11 protein-coding genes and 1 other RNA gene are annotated in these 16738 nt (G+C 66.2%); 11 read left to right on the forward strand and 1 reads right to left on the reverse strand.

The window, feature by feature from the left end; all coding sequences use genetic code 11:
- The first annotated feature begins 402 nt into the window (after positions 1 to 402).
- From ffs to DOM45_RS16820, 7 genes are all read left to right on the forward strand, one after another.
- An RNA gene (gene ffs / locus DOM45_RS16790) (signal recognition particle sRNA small type) lies at positions 403 to 499 on the forward strand.
- A gap of 220 nt (positions 500 to 719) precedes the next feature.
- Positions 720 to 3020, forward strand: coding sequence for a DNA polymerase III subunit gamma/tau (gene dnaX / locus DOM45_RS16795; protein WP_110602397.1), 2301 nt, complete (start codon positions 720 to 722; stop codon positions 3018 to 3020).
- A gap of 50 nt (positions 3021 to 3070) precedes the next feature.
- Entirely contained in the window at positions 3071 to 3397 is a 327-nt protein-coding gene (locus DOM45_RS16800; protein ID WP_110602399.1) for a YbaB/EbfC family nucleoid-associated protein, read from the forward strand.
- A complete protein-coding gene (recR, locus tag DOM45_RS16805) occupies positions 3397 to 4002 on the forward strand; it encodes a recombination mediator RecR (protein ID WP_110602401.1) in 606 nt (201 codons plus the stop codon). The genes DOM45_RS16800 and recR overlap by 1 nt, the downstream gene beginning before the upstream one ends.
- A gap of 86 nt (positions 4003 to 4088) precedes the next feature.
- Positions 4089 to 5210, forward strand: coding sequence for a ribonuclease D (rnd, locus tag DOM45_RS16810; protein WP_110602403.1), 1122 nt, complete (start codon positions 4089 to 4091; stop codon positions 5208 to 5210).
- On the forward strand, positions 5210 to 5497 hold the full coding sequence (locus DOM45_RS16815) for a YcgL domain-containing protein (RefSeq protein ID WP_110602405.1): 288 nt from the start codon (positions 5210 to 5212) through the stop codon (positions 5495 to 5497). The genes rnd and DOM45_RS16815 overlap by 1 nt, the downstream gene beginning before the upstream one ends.
- Positions 5498 to 5572: 75 nt before the next feature.
- Entirely contained in the window at positions 5573 to 6028 is a 456-nt protein-coding gene (locus tag DOM45_RS16820) for a YcgN family cysteine cluster protein (RefSeq protein ID WP_110602407.1), read from the forward strand.
- Between the two features lie 48 nt (positions 6029 to 6076).
- Here the strand turns inward: DOM45_RS16820 and DOM45_RS16825 are convergent, their stop codons facing one another.
- A complete protein-coding gene (locus tag DOM45_RS16825) occupies positions 6077 to 8146 on the reverse strand; it encodes a S9 family peptidase (protein WP_110602409.1) in 2070 nt (689 codons plus the stop codon).
- A gap of 229 nt (positions 8147 to 8375) precedes the next feature.
- Here DOM45_RS16825 and DOM45_RS16830 point away from each other — a divergent pair, with 229 nt between their 5' ends.
- The 4 genes from DOM45_RS16830 (at position 8376) to hrpA (ending at position 16703) form a co-directional block, all read left to right on the forward strand.
- A complete protein-coding gene (locus DOM45_RS16830) occupies positions 8376 to 8855 on the forward strand; it encodes a hypothetical protein (protein WP_205909493.1) in 480 nt (159 codons plus the stop codon).
- A gap of 90 nt (positions 8856 to 8945) precedes the next feature.
- Complete coding sequence (locus tag DOM45_RS16835) at positions 8946 to 10742, forward strand: VWA domain-containing protein (RefSeq protein ID WP_110602411.1); 1797 nt, start codon at positions 8946 to 8948, stop codon at positions 10740 to 10742.
- A 125-nt stretch (positions 10743 to 10867) separates the two neighbouring features.
- Complete coding sequence (locus DOM45_RS16840; protein WP_110602416.1) at positions 10868 to 12577, forward strand: AMP-binding protein; 1710 nt, start codon at positions 10868 to 10870, stop codon at positions 12575 to 12577.
- A 103-nt stretch (positions 12578 to 12680) separates the two neighbouring features.
- Positions 12681 to 16703: an ATP-dependent RNA helicase HrpA gene (hrpA, locus tag DOM45_RS16845; protein ID WP_110602418.1), complete on the forward strand. Its 4023-nt coding sequence runs from the start codon at positions 12681 to 12683 to the stop codon at positions 16701 to 16703.
- Positions 16704 to 16738 lie beyond the last annotated feature (35 nt).

Raw genomic sequence — 16738 nt, forward strand, 5'->3', positions numbered from 1 at the left:
CGACTGGTCGATTCTATGGAGCAGCGGTCTGTCGATCGGGTTGTGGCTGGTGGCGATCATCGGGCTGCTGCTGCCGGTGATCGTGGGGCCGATCCTGCGCAAGCGCATGCAGGCGGCCAAGGAGAAAGTCGGCTGACCATGTCGTAGCCGCGATTCGAGCCCCGTCCGGTGATCCGGCGGGGCTTTTTCGTGGCCGGTCATCTCCTGCCGGGCGAGGGGAGAGCCGTCATCCCGCGGCTGACAGCGGCAGGGCGTACTCTTTCCGCCCGGTCGATGTCTGCCGGTTGTCGCGAGGCGATGACGCTGTTATAGTGCCGCTCGCTCGGCAACGTCTTGATGGAACAGGCTTTGTCGACCTTCGATCTCATCCGTGTCGTCGATGAGTCGAGTTACGGTGGCCCTTACCGGTCCTCCCGCAACGCTAAACCGCAAACCCCGCCAGGCCCGGAAGGGAGCAACGGTAGTGGTGGCCGCGTGTGCCGGGATGTGGCTGGTCGGGGCCGCCTCCATTTTGGGCCCGACATCGATGGACGCCGTCGATCTCGCGGCGGTCCGAAAGTCGCTCTCTCCTGCCTCGTCACGCTTCTGTCGACCCTGCTAGAATGGTCCGATCACTGTCTCGGATATCGATGCTGGCATCGACGTTTTCGGTCGCGCCCGCACCGTCTCTCAACGATCACGTCCAGCCGCGAACCTACCTGCGAGGAGTATCGCGCCGCATGAGTTATCAGGTTCTGGCCCGCAAGTGGCGCCCGCGTACCTTTCACGAACTGATCGGCCAGGAGCATGTCAGCCGTGCGCTGGTCAACGCGCTCGACCAGGGCCGGTTGCACCACGCCTATCTGTTTACCGGTACGCGCGGCGTCGGCAAGACGACGCTGGCCCGGATCCTCGCCAAGTGTCTCAACTGCGAGCAGGGGGTGAGTTCGCAGCCTTGCGGCCAGTGCGAGACCTGTCGCGATATCGACAACGGTCGCTTCGTCGACCTGATCGAGGTCGATGCCGCCTCGCGGACCAAGGTGGAGGACACCCGCGAGCTGCTGGACAACGTTCAGTACGCGCCGACCCAGGGGCGTTACAAGGTGTACCTCATCGATGAGGTGCACATGCTCTCGACGCACAGCTTCAACGCGCTGCTCAAGACGCTGGAAGAGCCGCCGCCGCACGTCAAGTTCCTGCTGGCGACGACGGACCCCCAGAAGCTGCCGGTGACGGTGCTGTCGCGCTGCCTGCAGTTCACGCTCAAGAACATGCCGCCGGAGCGGGTCGTCGAGCACCTGACCCGGGTGCTGGAGGCCGAACAGGTCGCTTTCGACCCGCAGGCGCTGTGGCTGCTCGGCAAGGCCGCCGACGGCTCGATGCGCGACGCCATGAGCCTGACCGATCAGGCCATCGCGTTTGGGCAGGGTGAAGTGCGCCGTGAGGATGTGGCCGCCATGCTCGGCACGCTGGATCATGCGCATCTGATTGCCCTGGCCCAGGCCCTGGCGGATGTCGACGCCGAGCGACTGCTGGCGGAAGTAGCGGCACTGGCCGAGCAAGGGCCGGACTTTGCCGGCGTGCTCGACGAGCTGTCCGGGTTGATGCACCGCCTGGCCATCGCCCAGATGGTGCCCTCGGCCCTGGACAATGGCCACGGCGATCGCGAGGAGCTGCTGGCACTGGCCGGCCGGTTCACCGCCGAGGACGTCCAGCTCTACTACCAGATCGCCCTGCAGGGGCGCGGCGACATCGACAACGCGCCGGACACGCGTTCGGCGGTCGAGATGACGCTGTTGCGCATGCTGGCCTTCCGCCCCCAGGGGGTGCCGACACCGCCGCAGACCGACCTGCCGCTGCGCGGAAATCCGCAGGGCGAAAATGATGGTGGTCGTGACGCCCAGCGTGAGACGCGCGCAGGCGAGACCGCTGCAGAAGACGCGCGGGCCGATGATCCTGCGCCGGCCGAACCGATGGCATCGGCGGCCAGCACTATGTCCTTGGAATCGGCGACTCCGGAATCGGTGGCGTCGGGACCGACGAGCGTGAATCCTGAAGAGCCGGCGCCACACGAGCCGCCACCCGCGGTCGATCAACGACCGGTCGGGCCGGGCGAGGCACCGGTTGCATCGTCCCCGGCCGCCGTCGAGCCGCAGGCGGATGACCGTCCGCCCTGGTCGGTCGATGTCGAGGCACCTGGTGCGCCACGGCAACCGGCGCCAGCGACGGAGGAATCGACGTCATGGGAGCCGCGGGAGGCGGAGTCATTCTCAGCTGCGGATTTCTCCATGCCAGGCGTCGAAGCCGGCGATGTCGGTGCCAGCGGCGGCAGCGGTTTTAGCGGCGATGCCGAATCCGGCCGCGAGATCGATGTCGACAGCGACGCCGATCTGCAGAGTGACGCCTACGCCTGGGCGGATCAGTCGAACGTCTCTGGCGACGAGTCACTGGCGGCGCTTCCCGATAGTCACGACCCGGCGCCGGCCTTGCCGGTCGACCCGAATGCGTCGTCCGCGCACCCGGCCGACATACCCTCCGAGCGCGATGCCGCCGAGACGCCGCCGGCAGCCGCCAGCGCTGGGGAATCTTCATCTCCGGCGGTCATCGACGAGTCGCCTGACCCCGCCGGGGTAGTCGCCGCGACGACACCATTGACGCATGATCTCTGGCTCGAGCGTTTCGATCGCCTCGACATCGGTGGTCTCACCCGCAACCTCGCGGCGCACTGCGTCATCGACAGCGACGACGGGCACGTGCTTCACGTCACGCTGGACCCCGGACAGTCGGCGATGCTGTCGGAGCTGCACGTCGATCGGATTACCAAGGCGCTGGCGGGTATCGGTTACGCTCGCCGTCTCGAGGTCAACGTCGCCGAACTGGATGGTTCTCGCGAAACGGCCAAGGCCAGGCGCGACCGAGAGGCTCGCGAGCGTCATGCCCGCGCCGTTGAAGCGCTGCGGGTCGACCCACATATTCAGGAGCTGGAAGCGCGTTTCGGCGCCCGTCTGATCGAAGAGAGTGTCACCGCCGACCGCGTGTGACACTTGCCAACGACCCCAGTCTCGAAAATCCCATCTCGAAGGAGTTCGTCATGTTCAAGGGTGGCATGGGTGGTCTGATGAAACAGGCCCAGGAAATGCAGGAAAAGATGCAGCAGGTGCAGGAGGAGATCGCCCAGATGGAAGTCTCGGGCGAAGCTGGCGCCGGCATGATCAAGGTCACCATGAATGGCCGTCATGACGTCAGCCGGGTCGAGATCGATCCCTCCTTGATGCAGGAAGACAAGGAGCTGCTGGAAGATCTGCTGGCGGCCGCTGTCAACGACGCGTCTCGCAAGGTGGAGAGTCAGTCCAAGGCGAGGATGGAAGAGGTCTCTTCCGGACTCAACCTGCCTCCCGGGATGAAGATGCCGTTCTGATGAGTTTCTCACCGCTGGTCGAGCAGCTGCTGGAGAGCCTGCGCGTACTGCCCGGCGTGGGGCCCAAGACGGCTCAGCGGATGGCGTTGCATCTGCTGGAGCGGGAGCGCGATGGCGGGCGCCGGCTGTCTCAGGCGTTGACCGAGGCGATCGAGCGGGTTGGCTACTGCGAGCGGTGTCGAACCCTGACCGAGGAGACCCTGTGCGGCGTCTGCCAGGATCCGCGTCGCGACTCGGCACTGCTGTGCGTGGTCGAGTCGCCGGCGGACATGCTGGCGATCGAGCAGGCCGGTGGCTATCGGGGCCAGTACTTCGTCCTGCATGGTCACCTCTCGCCACTCGACGGCATCGGGCCCGACGACATCGGTCTCGACCAGTTGGAAGCACGACTCGCCCAAGAGACCGTCAGCGAGATCATCCTGGCGACCAATCCCACCGTGGAAGGCGAGGCGACCGCGCACTACATCGCGGAGCACCTGGTCGGGCGAGAAGCGAGGCTGTCGCGGCTGGCCTACGGTGTGCCCATGGGTGGCGAGCTGGAGTATGTCGATGGCGGCACGCTCAGCCGGGCATTTCAAGGGCGCCAGCCGTTCTCTTCCGAGTGAAGCCTGGGCGCGGCGGGTGCTCCTGCCGCGCCCAGGCTCTCTCCTTTCGTATCGCAGGGCCACGTCCGTGGCCGCAAGGAATCTGAATGAGCGTTGACTATTCGCTATGTTGGGTCGACACCCCGGAAGGGTTGCAGGCCGCTTACGAGGTGCTGGCCGAGGCGGATGTCGTGGCGCTGGATACCGAGTTCTTCCGAGAGACCACCTTCTTCCCGGTGCCGGCGTTGATTCAGCTGACGGCTGGAGAAACGGTGTACCTGATCGATCCGCAGGCAGTGGCGGCCAGCGAGACGTTCCAGCGGTTGCTGGGCGGCGGGCCCTTGAAACTGATCCACGCCTGTGGCGAGGATCTGGACGTGTTGGCGCTATGGGCCGGCGTGACGGTGGCGCCGCTGGTCGATACGCAGATCGCCGAGTCTTTTCTGGGCAGCGACCCGGCGATCGGTTACCGGCGGCTGGTCGCCCGACGCTGTGACGTCGATCTGCCGAAGGAGGAGACTCGCTCGAACTGGCTGGAACGTCCACTGACGCCAGCTCAGCTCGAATATGCGGCGCTGGACGTGGTGTTCCTTCCCGCCATCTGGGAGGGCCAGTCGCGTGAGCTGGTCGAGCTGGGGCGCGCAGAATGGCTGGAGGAAGAGTGCGCGGCGTTGAGCCGTGGGCACGAGGGGAGCGCCGAGCAATGGTATGCCCGTCACCGTCAGTTGTGGCGGCTGAAGCCGCGCCAGATCGAGGCGTACCGCGAACTCACGGCCTGGCGGGAAGTGGAGATACGTCGTCGCGACGTCCCGCGCGGCTGGCTGGTCAAGGATGCCGTGCTGTTCGCGGTCGCCGAGGCCATGCCGCAGAATCGCTACGAGCTGGCGGCCATCGAAGGCGTCACCCCCAGCCTGGTCAAGCGCGAAGGCGACACCTTGCTGGCACTGGTCAAGACCGCGCAGCACCAGGATGAAGCGGCGCTCTGCGAACCGCTGCCGGTGCCGAACTCGCCCCCGTTCAAGCGTCGCGTCAAGGCGCTGAAGCAGGTCGTCCAGACCCACGCCGAGGCGCTTGGCGTCGCCCCGGAGCGACTCGCCAACCGAGCGGAGATGGAGGCGATCGTCACCGCCCATCTCAAGCAGGAGACGCTGCCATTGCCGACCGGATGGCGCGGGCGCGTGCTGGCGGCCGACTGGGAACGGGCGCTGGCTGAACAGGAGGCGGCGTGATGGACGCCTCCCGGCTGATTTGCGAGGTGGTCAAGAGCCCGCGTCGAGACGAGATGTATCTCTATCTCGACAAGGCCCAGGGCATGGCGCCGGTGCCGCAGGCGCTGCGTGAGCGGTTCGGGCCGCCCATCGCGGTGATGACGCTGTTGCTGAGGGCCGAGCGGCCGTTGGCGCGCGCCGACGTGGTCAAGGTCATGGCGGCGATCCGTGATCAGGGCTTCTATCTGCAGATGCCGCCGGCCAAGGATCCGGAGATGCTGGATCTGTTCACGCCGCGGGGGGAGTGATGAGACGTACCACATCCCCTCGGCGCACGTTCCCAAGGCGAGAGTGCGGCGAGAATCACCGGGGCGGAGGTCGATATGCGTGATCGATTCTGGGAACGCTTTTCCCTCGAGGAGTTTACCCAGCAGGAGTGGGAGGCGCTCTGCGACGGGTGCGGCAAGTGCTGTCTGGTCAAGATGGAAGATGCCGACACGGGCGATGTCGCGACGCTGAACGTGGCCTGCCGGCTGCTGGACATCGGCAGTTGCCGTTGCAGCGACTACGAGAACCGCTTCGAGAAAGTGCCCGAGTGCACCCAGTTGAGCCTGCAGAACCTCGACGAGTTCCACTGGTTGCCCCACAGCTGCGCCTATCGTCGTCTCGCCGAAGGGCGCAAGCTGGCCAGTTGGCATCCGCTACGCAGCGGTGACGATCGTCGCATGCACGAGCGCGGGATGAGCGTGCGCCATTTTGCCGTCAGTGAAACCGATGTCGACGAGGCCGACTACGAGGCCCATATCATCGATATCATCCCGCTCGACGAACAGCGCTGAATGTGAGCGGGTACAGAATCATCATCGACCGATGCGCGTTTTCCGGCGCTACTGCCCGGCGAGTCCCAGCGACCACAGGATGAAGGCATCCTGGCGTGCATTGTCCCGCCAGGCCTTGAATCGGCCCGATGCCCCGCCATGCCCGGCCGCCATGTCGGTGCGCAGCAGTACCGGCCCCCGGGCGCTACCCAATTCGGTCACGCGCGCGTAGAGCTTGGCCGGTTCCCAGTAAGGCACCCGTGAATCGTGCCAGCTCCCCTGCAGCAGCATGCTGGGGTAGGGCTGGGCGGTCAGGTTGTCGAGCGGTGAATAATCACGAATGCGCCGGCGTACGGCGGGCTCGTCCGGATTGCCCCACTCGGTGTACTCCGCCGTGGTGAGGGGGAGGTCGGGATTCTCCATCGTCCGCAGCACGTCGACGAAGGGGACGTCGAGCACGGCGGCGCAGAAGGCTTCTGGCTCCATGTTGAGGCTGGCTCCCACCAGCAGGCCGCCGGCGCTGGCGCCATAGGCCGCTACCCGGTTCGGGTCCGACAGGCCTTCAGCGACCAGCGCATGACGCGCCGCCAGGAAGTCCCTGAAGCTGTTTTCCTTGTGCTCGAGCTTGCCCGCCAGATACCAGGGCTCCCCGCGATCGCCACCGCCGCGCACATGGGCGACCGCGAACGCGACGCCCCGGGAGAGCAGTTCCAGGCGTGCGATCGAGAACCAGGGATCGAGGACCTCGCCGTAGGCGCCATAGCCGTAGAGCAGCGTCGGCATCGGCGCCTTGCCCAGGTCATCGGCTCTGGCGACCACAGAGACAGGGATGCGCTCTCCGTCGTGGCCCTCTGCCCATAGCCTTTGGCAGACCAGGTCCTGGGGCTGAAGATCACCATACAGCGGCTGCGTCTTGAGAACGCGCTGCTCGCCGCTGTCCAGATCGTGTTCGATCCATCGCACCGGCAGGGTGAAAGACTCCTCGCGCAGGTGAAGCTTGCGGGTATGGAAGTCGGGTGTGTCACCGAGTGCCAGGCTGCAGGGGGCCTCGGGCAGCGGCAGCCGCGAGCCCGGCAGCGCCTCCGGCCGCGGGGTGCCGTCTTCCGATGACCCGGTATCCGGGAGTTCGATCACGCGCAGGTATACCTGGGCTTCGTGATGGTCACGCTCGGTGATCACCAGGCCCCAGGCGAAGGCGTCGATGCCCTCCAGGGTGACGTCGTCGCGATGCGGTACCAGGGGGGTCCAGCTCGACGGTCGAGACGTCGGGGCGGTGTCCAGGCGGAAGTGAGAGGCATCGCGATTGTGGAGCACGTAGAAGGTGTCGGCGCGGTGATCCAGACCGTATTCGACCCCCGCCTCCCGCGGGCGCACGCACCGGGGCGGGGTGCCGGGTGCATCGGCCGGTATCAGGTGGCATTCGGCAGTGTCCTTGGAGGCCGTCTCCAGGATCAGCCATTGGCGAGAGCGCGTCTTGCCCAGGCCCACCCAGAATTCGACATCGGTTTCCTCGAAGATCTTCTCGCAGTGGTCGTCGCCGGGTCGCAGCAGCCATACGCTGGCGGGGCGCTGCGTGGCGTCGTAGCGGGTGAACAACAGCGTGCGGTTGTCCTCCGCCCATACGAGGTCCGGGCCGATGCGACGACGCAGGCGGGTTGGCTCACCATCCGGTAGCCGTTTCAGGTAGAGGTCGAAGTATTCGTTGCCGCTGACATCCTCGGTCCAGGCAAGCCACTGCTCGTCCGACGAGATCGCCATGTCGCCCAGCTCGAGGAAGTCGTGGGCCTTCGAGCGCGACTCGATGTCCAGCAGCAGTTCCGGTTCGGCCTCTTCGGCGATCGGCTGTCGCCACCATCGCGGATAGTCCGCATCGCCGGCCGTTTCACTCCAGTAGCGGAAACGCTCCAGCGCCATGGGCAGGCCGACCACCCTGAGTTCCCGCCGCGCCAGATGGCCCTCGTAGAGAGCGTCCTCCAGCGCTGCGAGGGGAGAGAAGAACGCATCGCTCTCGCGATTGGCGGCGCGCAGGAACGCCTTGACCTGAGGGTCGTCACGTGACTCCAGCCAGTGCCAGTCGGGGTCATCCTCACGGCGAAAGTGAGCGGCGGGAAGCACTTGGGTCGTCTGCGAGCGGGACATGGGGCTATGCGGAATCCTTGCGAGCTGGGGCTATCGGTGAAACGGGCGTCATCTGGCCGGGCCGGGCGCTGGAAGCGGTGTGCCGGGGCCGGGTTCGCGAATCCGCAGAGGCGTGCCCGGAGTGCGGCGACTGGGCGTCGAGTCACGCATCCGATGGCGCCGGTGCGGCTGTGCTTTGACTGGTTGGAGTGTACCATGTGGCAAATCGTATGAATCGAGAGTCATGACCATGCTGTTTTCCGATTCGCTGCCGCAGCTCTGGCTGAGTTATGGGGTTCTTTCTCTGATCGTTCTGGTGACCGGCTATCTGGCGGTGCGCTGGATACCGCTGCTACCGCGTCTGATTCTGGTCGGCGTCGTCGCCGGCGGGTTGTGGGCGGTGGCGCCGTTCTCGCTGCCGCTGCTGCAGCCGGGGGAGGCCTACTCTGGCCTGGCCCCGGCCATCGTGGTGATGGCGGTCGGGGTCATCCAGCACGATGGCGGTCAGGTCGCCGGCGCGATGCCGCTGCTGCTGGTCGGCGCCGCGCTGGGTGCCGCCCTGGGGCTGGGAGCCTGGCGCCTGCTGCGTCGCCGCCATGACGATACCGGCAGTGGGTCTGGCCACGGCCGGAAAAAGGGGCGGCCGACGGGTGCCGCGGCAAGGGCTCCCGGCAAGCGTGGCGACGCCCACGCCAAGGCGGATGGCCGCCGCGAGCCGGTGGTCAACTGACTCTCCGGTCCGAAGGGCTGTCCAACGATACTACTGGACGAGGATGTCGTGACCTCGTTCTCGGCGTGTGTTTCGACAAGGAAGCGAGAGATGCGTGCGTTGTTGTTGATGGTGATGCTGGCAACGGGGCTCGCCCCGACCTGGGCGCTGGCGCAGTCCGCACCGGACGTGCGGATCGTCGTCGATGTTTCAGGCAGCATGAAGCAGAACGATCCTCAGAACCTGCGGGCCAACGCCCTGGGCTTCGCCGCGGCACTGTTGCCGCCCAGCGCTCGGGGGTCGATCTGGACCTTCGGGACCACGGTCGCCAATCCTCTCCCGAGTGGTACGGTGGCGGACGCCTGGCGGGGTCGCGTGGCCAGCCTCTCGCCGCAGTTGACCGACTATCAACAGTTCACGGATATCGAGCGGGCGCTTCGCCAGGCGGCCGATGCAGCGCCTGACAGCGCCGACCGACATCTGATCCTGCTGACCGATGGCATGGTCGACTTGCCCGCCTCAGGCAGCGACAAGGCGCAGCGCGACAGTGCCTCGCGCCAACGCATCATCAACGAATTGGCGCCGGAGCTTGCCGGGCGTGGCGTCGTCGTCCATGCCATCGCGCTGTCGAACAATGTCGATCTGCCGCTGCTCGAGCAGGTCGCACAGACCACTGGCGGGCTGGCGGCGGTCGCCGATACGCCGGAAGAACTGCTGCGTGCCTTTCTGGACGTCCTCGACCGTATCCTGCCGGGGGACCAGATCCCCATCGACGGGCAGCAGCGGTTCAGCGTCGACGACGATATCGACGAATTCAACGCGCTGCTGTTCCACGCCCCGGGCGTCGATTCTCCGGTGCTGGTGGGGCCGGATGGCCAGCGCTACTCCCGCGGCGACCATCCCGGTGCCGTGGAGTGGCAAAGCAGCGATCGCTACGACCTCGTCACCGTGCCCGATCCGGCCGCCGGTGAATGGCGGATCGAGGGCGATATCGGTGACGATAGCCGTATCGGCATTCACGCCGACACCGTGCTGCGCAGTTCGCCGCTTCCGGCAACGCTCTATCGCGGTTTTTCCACGCCGCTGGATGTCTGGCTGGCGTCGGACGGGGAGGTGCTGGGAGCGGACAGGCGTCCCGACGGGCTCACCGTTCGGGCTGAACTCAAGGACCTGGACGGGGCCGTCCTTGCCGCCACGCCGCTGGAACCGTCGGACAACCACTTTCGCGGCGAACTGCCGGGAGTGGATCAACTCGGCAATGCCCGGCTGACGATCACCGCGCGCAGCGATCGCATGATTCGCCAGCAGGTCCAGACGGTCAACGTGGTGGCTGCACTGAGTGCGGTGCTGAGCGAGGACGGCTCGCAGATCGTCGTGCGTGCCAACCATCCCGACCTGGACGTCAGCAATACCCAGCTCAGCGCAAGCCTCACCGGCAGGTCGCTCGACGTGCGCCAGACCGGGGAGCGGGAGTGGACGATTGCGGTGCCGCAGACCGATCCAGGTCAGTCGCTGCCGGTCACCATCGCCGCCGACGCCCGTGTCGGTGGACGCACGTTGCACTTCGAGCTGCCGGTCGTGCGGCTCAACCCCGAGGCTTCCGTCGGCTTGAGCGGCGCGGATCTCGAACGAGGCATCACCAGCGACTCCCGCCAGCAGGACAATAGCCTGGGTTCTGACGATGGCGATGACTTCACCGATGGTTTGACCGCTTCGCAGATGGCCGATATCGCCGTCGACAAGGCGCAGCAGGGGTGGCGGCTCGCCAGGCCATACGTGGAGACCTACGGGCAGCGACCGGTGACCTGGATCATCATTGCCATCGTCGTGTTGGCGTGGATACTGCTGCGCTGGCGGAGCGCCGTCAGACGGCGGCGACTGGCCCGGCGCGAGGAGCCGTCGATCTAGCCGTCGACGGTGATCTCGCCACGGCCTGTGACGGTCGGGTCGAGCGTCTTACAACCTTGGTGGCAGCGCCTCACCGCCCGGATCCTGTTATAAGAGCGATAACCGTCACGAATCAAGGAGATCCTATGAGCGACAGCGTCAGCCCGTGCATCGAAACGGGAGCGCCGCTGGAGGGCATGGAAGCGTTCGAGTCGATCAACGACATCATCGCCGAGGCGTGCGATCGATTCGCCGACAAGCCTGCCTTCAGTTGCCTGGGTCACACCTTGAGTTATCGGGATGTGGATCGGCTTTCCGGCGATTTCGCTGCCTGGCTCCAGCAGGAGACCGACCTGGAGCCGGGCGATCGCATCGCCATACAGCTGCCCAATGTGCTGCAGTTCCCGGTTGCCGTGTTCGGTGCGCTGCGTGCCGGGCTGGTCGTGGTCAATACCAATCCGCTCTATACGGAGCGCGAGATGCGTCACCAGTTTCGCGATGCCGGTGTCAAGGCGGTCGTGGTGCTGGCGAATATGGCTCACAAGCTGGAAAAAGTACTCGAGCAGACCGACATTCGCCATGTCTACGTAACCGAAATGGCGGATCTGCATCCCTGGCCCAAGCGGATGCTGATCAACCGGGTGGTGCGGCACGTCAAGAAACTGGTGCCATCCTACTCGCTGCCGGACGCGGTCGGTTTTCGACAGGCGCTTGCCGCCGGTCATCGGCATCAGGCCAAGGTGGTCGCCAGCCGCGCAGACGATGTGGCGGCCCTTCAGTACACCGGTGGTACCACCGGCGTCGCCAAGGGCGCCATGCTGACCCACCGCAATCTGATCGCCAACATGCTGCAGACCAAGCAGGTGGTCGGCAGGGCGCTGGTGGAGGGTGAAGAGACGATCATCGCGCCGCTGCCCTGCTATCACATCTATACCTTCACGGTGAACTGCCTGTTCGCGATGGTCACCGGCCAGCACAATATCCTGATCCCCAACCCCCGCGATATCGCCGGCTTCGTCAAGACGCTGTCGAAAACGCCGTTCACGGTCTTCGTGGGGCTCAATACCCTGTTCAACGCGTTGTGCCAGCGCGACGATTTCAAGGCGCTCGATTTCTCGCGCCTCAAGATGACGATCTCCGGCGGCATGGCGCTGACCCAGGTCGTCGCCGAGCGCTGGGAGCAGACCACCGGGCTCGGCATCGTCGAGGGCTATGGTCTGACCGAGACCTCGCCCATCGCGCTGGTCAATCCCCCCGAAGCGCCCCAGATCGGCACCATCGGCAAGCCGGTTCCCGGAACCTCGATCCAGGTCGTCGACGACGACGGTCGCGCCCTGCCGCGCGGCGAGCGTGGCGAACTCTGCGTCAAGGGACCGCAAGTCATGAAAGGGTACTGGAACCGTCCCGAAGATACCGCCAAGACGCTGGATGACGAGGGCTGGCTGCGCACCGGCGACATGGCGATGATTCTCGACGACGGCTACGTCAAGATCGTCGATCGCAAGAAGGACATGATTCTGGTCTCCGGGTTCAACGTCTACCCCAACGAAATAGAGGAAGTGGTGGCGGGGCATCCCGATGTCGTCGAGGCCGCCGCCGTGGGGGTGCCCGACGAGGAGACCGGGGAGGCCGTCAAGCTGTTCGTGGTCGCGCGCAACGAGAGTCTCGATCCGCAGGCGCTGCGGCAGTGGTGCAAGCAGGAGCTGACCGGCTACAAGGTGCCCAAGTTCGTCGAGCTGCGAGACGAACTGCCCAAGAGCAACGTCGGCAAGGTGCTGCGACGAGAGCTGCGTGACGAGGCCTCCGGGGATGGGGCCGACGAGGCCGGCAAGGCGGGCGACAAGCCCTCGGCATGAGATCGGTTCTCCCAGGACGTGAGTTGGTCCGCTGACGGCGCTACAATGACGGGTTCGTCACCACTCTGGGTGGCGGCCCGTTCTCGCCGACTTAGAGGATCTCTTGAGCGCTATCGCTTCCCCCTCGCTGCAAGCCCTGAATGACCTGGAAACTCGCCTGGACGGCTGCCTGCTGCGCGATGCCCACGAGCTGCGTCGGCGGCTCCAGCGCCTGGCGCAACGTGCCCGCGACGGCAAGCCGATCGACCGGTCGCTGAAGGAGGTCGAAACGCGACTGGCGTCATCCAGTGAGCTGCTGGCGCGTCGCCAGCGTCAGCCGGTGACGCTGGACTACCCCGCGGCGTTGCCGGTCGCCGCCAAGCGCGAGACCATTCTCGAGGCCCTGCGCGAGCATCAGGTGGTGGTGGTCGCCGGCGAGACCGGCTCCGGCAAGACCACCCAGCTACCCAAGCTCTGCCTGGAGCTGGGGCTGGGGCGGCGTGGCATGATCGGTCACACCCAGCCGCGCCGCCTGGCGGCACGTTCGGTGGCGGCTCGCCTGGCCGAGGAGCTGCAGGTGCCGCTGGGCGAGCAGGTCGGCTATCAGGTGCGCTTCACCGACCAGAGCAGCGACGACACGCTGGTCAAGCTGATGACCGATGGCATCCTGCTGGCCGAGACGCAGCACGACCCGGACCTGATGCGTTATGAGGCGATCATCATCGATGAAGCGCACGAGCGCAGTCTCAACATCGACTTCCTGCTCGGCTACCTCAAGCGCCTGACGGCCCGACGACCCGACCTCAAGGTGATCATCACCTCGGCGACCATCGACGTCGAGCGGCTCTCCCGGCACTTTGCCGTCGAGCGCAACGGCGAGCTGCGGCCCGCCCCTGTGGTCGAGGTCTCCGGGCGCGCCTATCCGGTCGAGGTGCATTATCGGCCACTGGTCCGGGAGTCGCGGGACGAGGAGGACCTGACCCTGCAGGAGGGCATTCTGGCGGCGGTCGACGAGGTCGAGCGAATCGAGCGTGAAAAGCGCTGGTACAGCGGCCCGCGGGATATCCTGATCTTTCTGCCGGGCGAACGCGACATTCGCGAGACGGCGGACGTGCTGCGCCGCGCCGAACTCAAGAGTACCGAGATCCTGCCGCTCTACGCGCGGCTCTCCAATGCCGAGCAGAACCGGGTGTTCCAGTCCCACGCCGGCCGGCGCATCGTGCTCTCCACCAACGTGGCCGAGACCTCGTTGACCGTGCCCGGCATACGCTACGTGATCGACCCCGGCCTGGTCCGCATGAGCCGCTACAGCGCGCGCGCCAAGGTCCAGCGTCTGCCTATCGAGCCGGTGAGCCAGGCCAGCGCCGATCAGCGCAAGGGGCGTTGCGGGCGCGTGGCCGAAGGTGTCTGCATCCGGCTCTACAGCGAAGAGGATTTCCTCTCTCGCCCCGAATTCACCGAACCCGAGATCCAGCGCACCAACCTGGCCTCGGTCATTCTGTCGATGCTGTCGCTCAAGCTGGGCGACGTGTTCGATTTTCCGTTCGTCGATGCCCCGGATGCCCGCTTCGTCAAGGATGGCTACCGGCTGCTGTTCGAGTTGGGAGCCGTCGATGACGGCGAGCGCATCACCGCCATCGGGCGGCAGCTGTCCCGGTTGCCGATCGATCCGCGCCTGGCGCGAATGGTACTGGCGGGCGAGCGTTTCCAGTGTCTGCGCGAGGTGCTGATCGTGGTCAGTGCGCTGGCGACGCAGGATCCCCGCGAGCGGCCGGCGGAGAAGCGTCAGGCCGCCGATCAGCGTCACAAGCAATGGGAGGACCCCAACTCCGACTTCGTCGCCTGGCTCAATCTGTGGCATGGCTTCGATGCCATGCGCGAGACGCTGTCGAGCAATCAACTGCGGCGCTGGTGTCGCGATCAGTATCTGAACTACCTGCGCCTGCGCGAATGGCACGACACCTATCGCCAACTGCGCCAGCTGACCCGCGAGATGAAGTTGGAGCCGTCGAGTGCCATGCAGTCCGACATCGAGGAGCCGGGTGCGGTGGCGGGAGCGGAACAATCGCCGGCGGAGAAACCTCGGATCGATACCCAGCGTCTGCATCAGGCGCTGTTGTCCGGTCTGCTCTCCAACCTGGGGCAGTTGCAGCCGGAAAGCCGGGAATTCCTCGGTGCCCGCAACCGGCGCTTCCTGATCCATCCGGCGTCGGGCCTGTCGCGCAAGCCGCCCAAATGGGTGATGGCCGGCGAGATGGTGGAGACCAGTCGTCTGTTCGCGCGTGACGTGGCGAGGATCAAGCCGGAGTGGATCGAGCCACAGGCCGCGCACCTGGTCAAGCACAGCTACAGCGAACCCCACTGGGAGCGCAAGCGGGCCCAGGTGGTGGCGCTGGAGCAGGTAACGCTATTCGGCCTGCCGATCGTCACTGGTCGCCGCGTGGATTACGCCAAGGTGGCGCCGGCGGAAGCCCGGGAGATCTTCCTGCGCCGGGCGCTGGTGGAGGGCGACTACCAGACCCGGGCGGCGTTCTTCGAACACAACCGCGCGATGATGGCGGAAGTGGAGGATCTCGAGGATCGGGCGCGCAAGCGTGACATCCTCGTCGACGAGGAGACGCTGTTCGCCTTCTATGACGAGCGGGTCCCAGCGGACGTCGCCGGCGGCCGCAGCTTCGAGAACTGGCGCAAGCAGGCCGAACGTGACACGCCGGATCTGCTCAAGCTCGACAAGGCGGCACTGATGGCGCGCGATGCCGACGACGTCAGCGTCGAGCAGTACCCCGACGAGCTGGTGTTCAATGGCGTGCGCTACCCGCTGAGCTATCACTTCTCGCCGGGGGCGGGCGACGATGGCGTCACCTTGACCGTGCCGGCGGTGATGTTGGCGCAACTTCCGCAGGGACGGCTGAGCTGGCTGGTGCCCGGGCTGCTGCGCGAGAAGTGCATCGCGCTGCTCAAGGCGCTGCCCAAGGCGATGCGTCGACAGGTAGTGCCAATTCCCGACTGGGTCGACGCTGCCTTGGCATCGATGACGCCGGACGAGCGTCCGGTCGAGGAGGCGCTGGGCGAGTTTCTGCGGATCAAGACCGGAACCCGACTGGACCCGTCGGCGTGGCGTCACGACCAGCTCGATCCGCACCTGGTGATGAACCTGCGAGTGGTGGATCACAACGGCGAGGTGCTGGGTGAAGGACGTGATCTGCGCCAACTGCAGACGCGGTTTGGCGAGGCCGCCGCGGCGGGTGCCAAGGCGCTGGCCCAGACGCCGAAAGAGGACGCCGAGCGTCTCGACGACCTGCCGGTGACGCCGCTGCCCGATTCGCGCACGACCCGCCAGGCCGGGATTCAGGTCGAGGTCTATCCAGCGGTAGTGGTGGAGGGCGACGAACTGCGGGTTGCCTGGTTCGACCACGCCGCGCGTGCCGAAGCCGCCCACCGCGACGGCATCGTCAACCTGGCCCGGCGCCGGTTGCCCGACATCGTGCGCTACATCCAGCGCGAACTGCCGGCGCTCAAGCAGTCCGCGCTGCTGTTTGCCAAGGTCGGCAGTCACGAGCAGCTCGCCCGCGATGTGATCGATGCCTGTCTGGCCCAGACCGTGGCGGTCGATCCATTGCCGCGATCGCGGGAGGCGCTCGATGCTCGTCTCGAGCAGTGGCGCGGCGACCTGGTCGGCTATGCCGAGGCGCTGTTGGTCGACCTGCACAAGGCGCTGCAAGGCCATCTGGCAGTGACCAAGGCACTCAAGGGCAACGTCACGCTGGCGCTGGCCCTGACCTACAGTGATCTCAAGGCGCAGATGCAACGCCTCGTCTACCCCGGCTTCGTGCGTGACGCCGGCCCCTGGCTGAAACATTATCCGCGCTACCTGCAGGCGGCCGAGATCCGGCTCGAGAAGGCGCCCCGCGACCTGCGGCGGGATCAGCTTTCGATGCAGCAGGTGCAGGCGTGGGAGGAGCGGGTCGATACACGGCGCCAGCAGACCCATCGCGATGGCATCGTCGATGCCGACCTCGTCGAATTCGGCTGGTGGCTGCAGGAGTGGCGAGTCTCGCTATTCGCCCAGCAGTTGGGCACGCTCGAGAGCGTGTCGGAGAAGCGTCTGGCACGACGCTGGCAGGAGATAACCGGGCAAACCGTGTGATCGGCGGGCTCGAGACACTGCATCCGCCGTCGGCG

The sequence above is a fragment of the Salinicola lusitanus genome (assembly GCF_003206045.1).
Classification (GTDB): domain Bacteria; phylum Pseudomonadota; class Gammaproteobacteria; order Pseudomonadales; family Halomonadaceae; genus Salinicola; species Salinicola lusitanus.

What these genes read in the sequence shown, in the direction of transcription:
- DOM45_RS16800 (WP_110602399.1), top strand. Translation starts at nt 3,071, where the DNA reads ATGTTCAAGGGTGGCATGGGTGGTCTGATGAAACAGGCCCAGGAAATG.
- DOM45_RS16815 (WP_110602405.1), top strand. Translation starts at nt 5,210, where the DNA reads ATGGACGCCTCCCGGCTGATTTGCGAGGTGGTCAAGAGCCCGCGTCGA.
- DOM45_RS16825 (WP_110602409.1), bottom strand. Translation starts at nt 8,146, where the DNA reads ATGTCCCGCTCGCAGACGACCCAAGTGCTTCCCGCCGCTCACTTTCGC.
- DOM45_RS16820 (WP_110602407.1), top strand. Translation starts at nt 5,573, where the DNA reads ATGCGTGATCGATTCTGGGAACGCTTTTCCCTCGAGGAGTTTACCCAG.
- DOM45_RS16835 (WP_110602411.1), top strand. Translation starts at nt 8,946, where the DNA reads ATGCGTGCGTTGTTGTTGATGGTGATGCTGGCAACGGGGCTCGCCCCG.
- rnd (WP_110602403.1), top strand. Translation starts at nt 4,089, where the DNA reads ATGAGCGTTGACTATTCGCTATGTTGGGTCGACACCCCGGAAGGGTTG.
- DOM45_RS16840 (WP_110602416.1), top strand. Translation starts at nt 10,868, where the DNA reads ATGAGCGACAGCGTCAGCCCGTGCATCGAAACGGGAGCGCCGCTGGAG.
- DOM45_RS16830 (WP_205909493.1), top strand. Translation starts at nt 8,376, where the DNA reads ATGCTGTTTTCCGATTCGCTGCCGCAGCTCTGGCTGAGTTATGGGGTT.
- dnaX (WP_110602397.1), top strand. Translation starts at nt 720, where the DNA reads ATGAGTTATCAGGTTCTGGCCCGCAAGTGGCGCCCGCGTACCTTTCAC.
- recR (WP_110602401.1), top strand. Translation starts at nt 3,397, where the DNA reads ATGAGTTTCTCACCGCTGGTCGAGCAGCTGCTGGAGAGCCTGCGCGTA.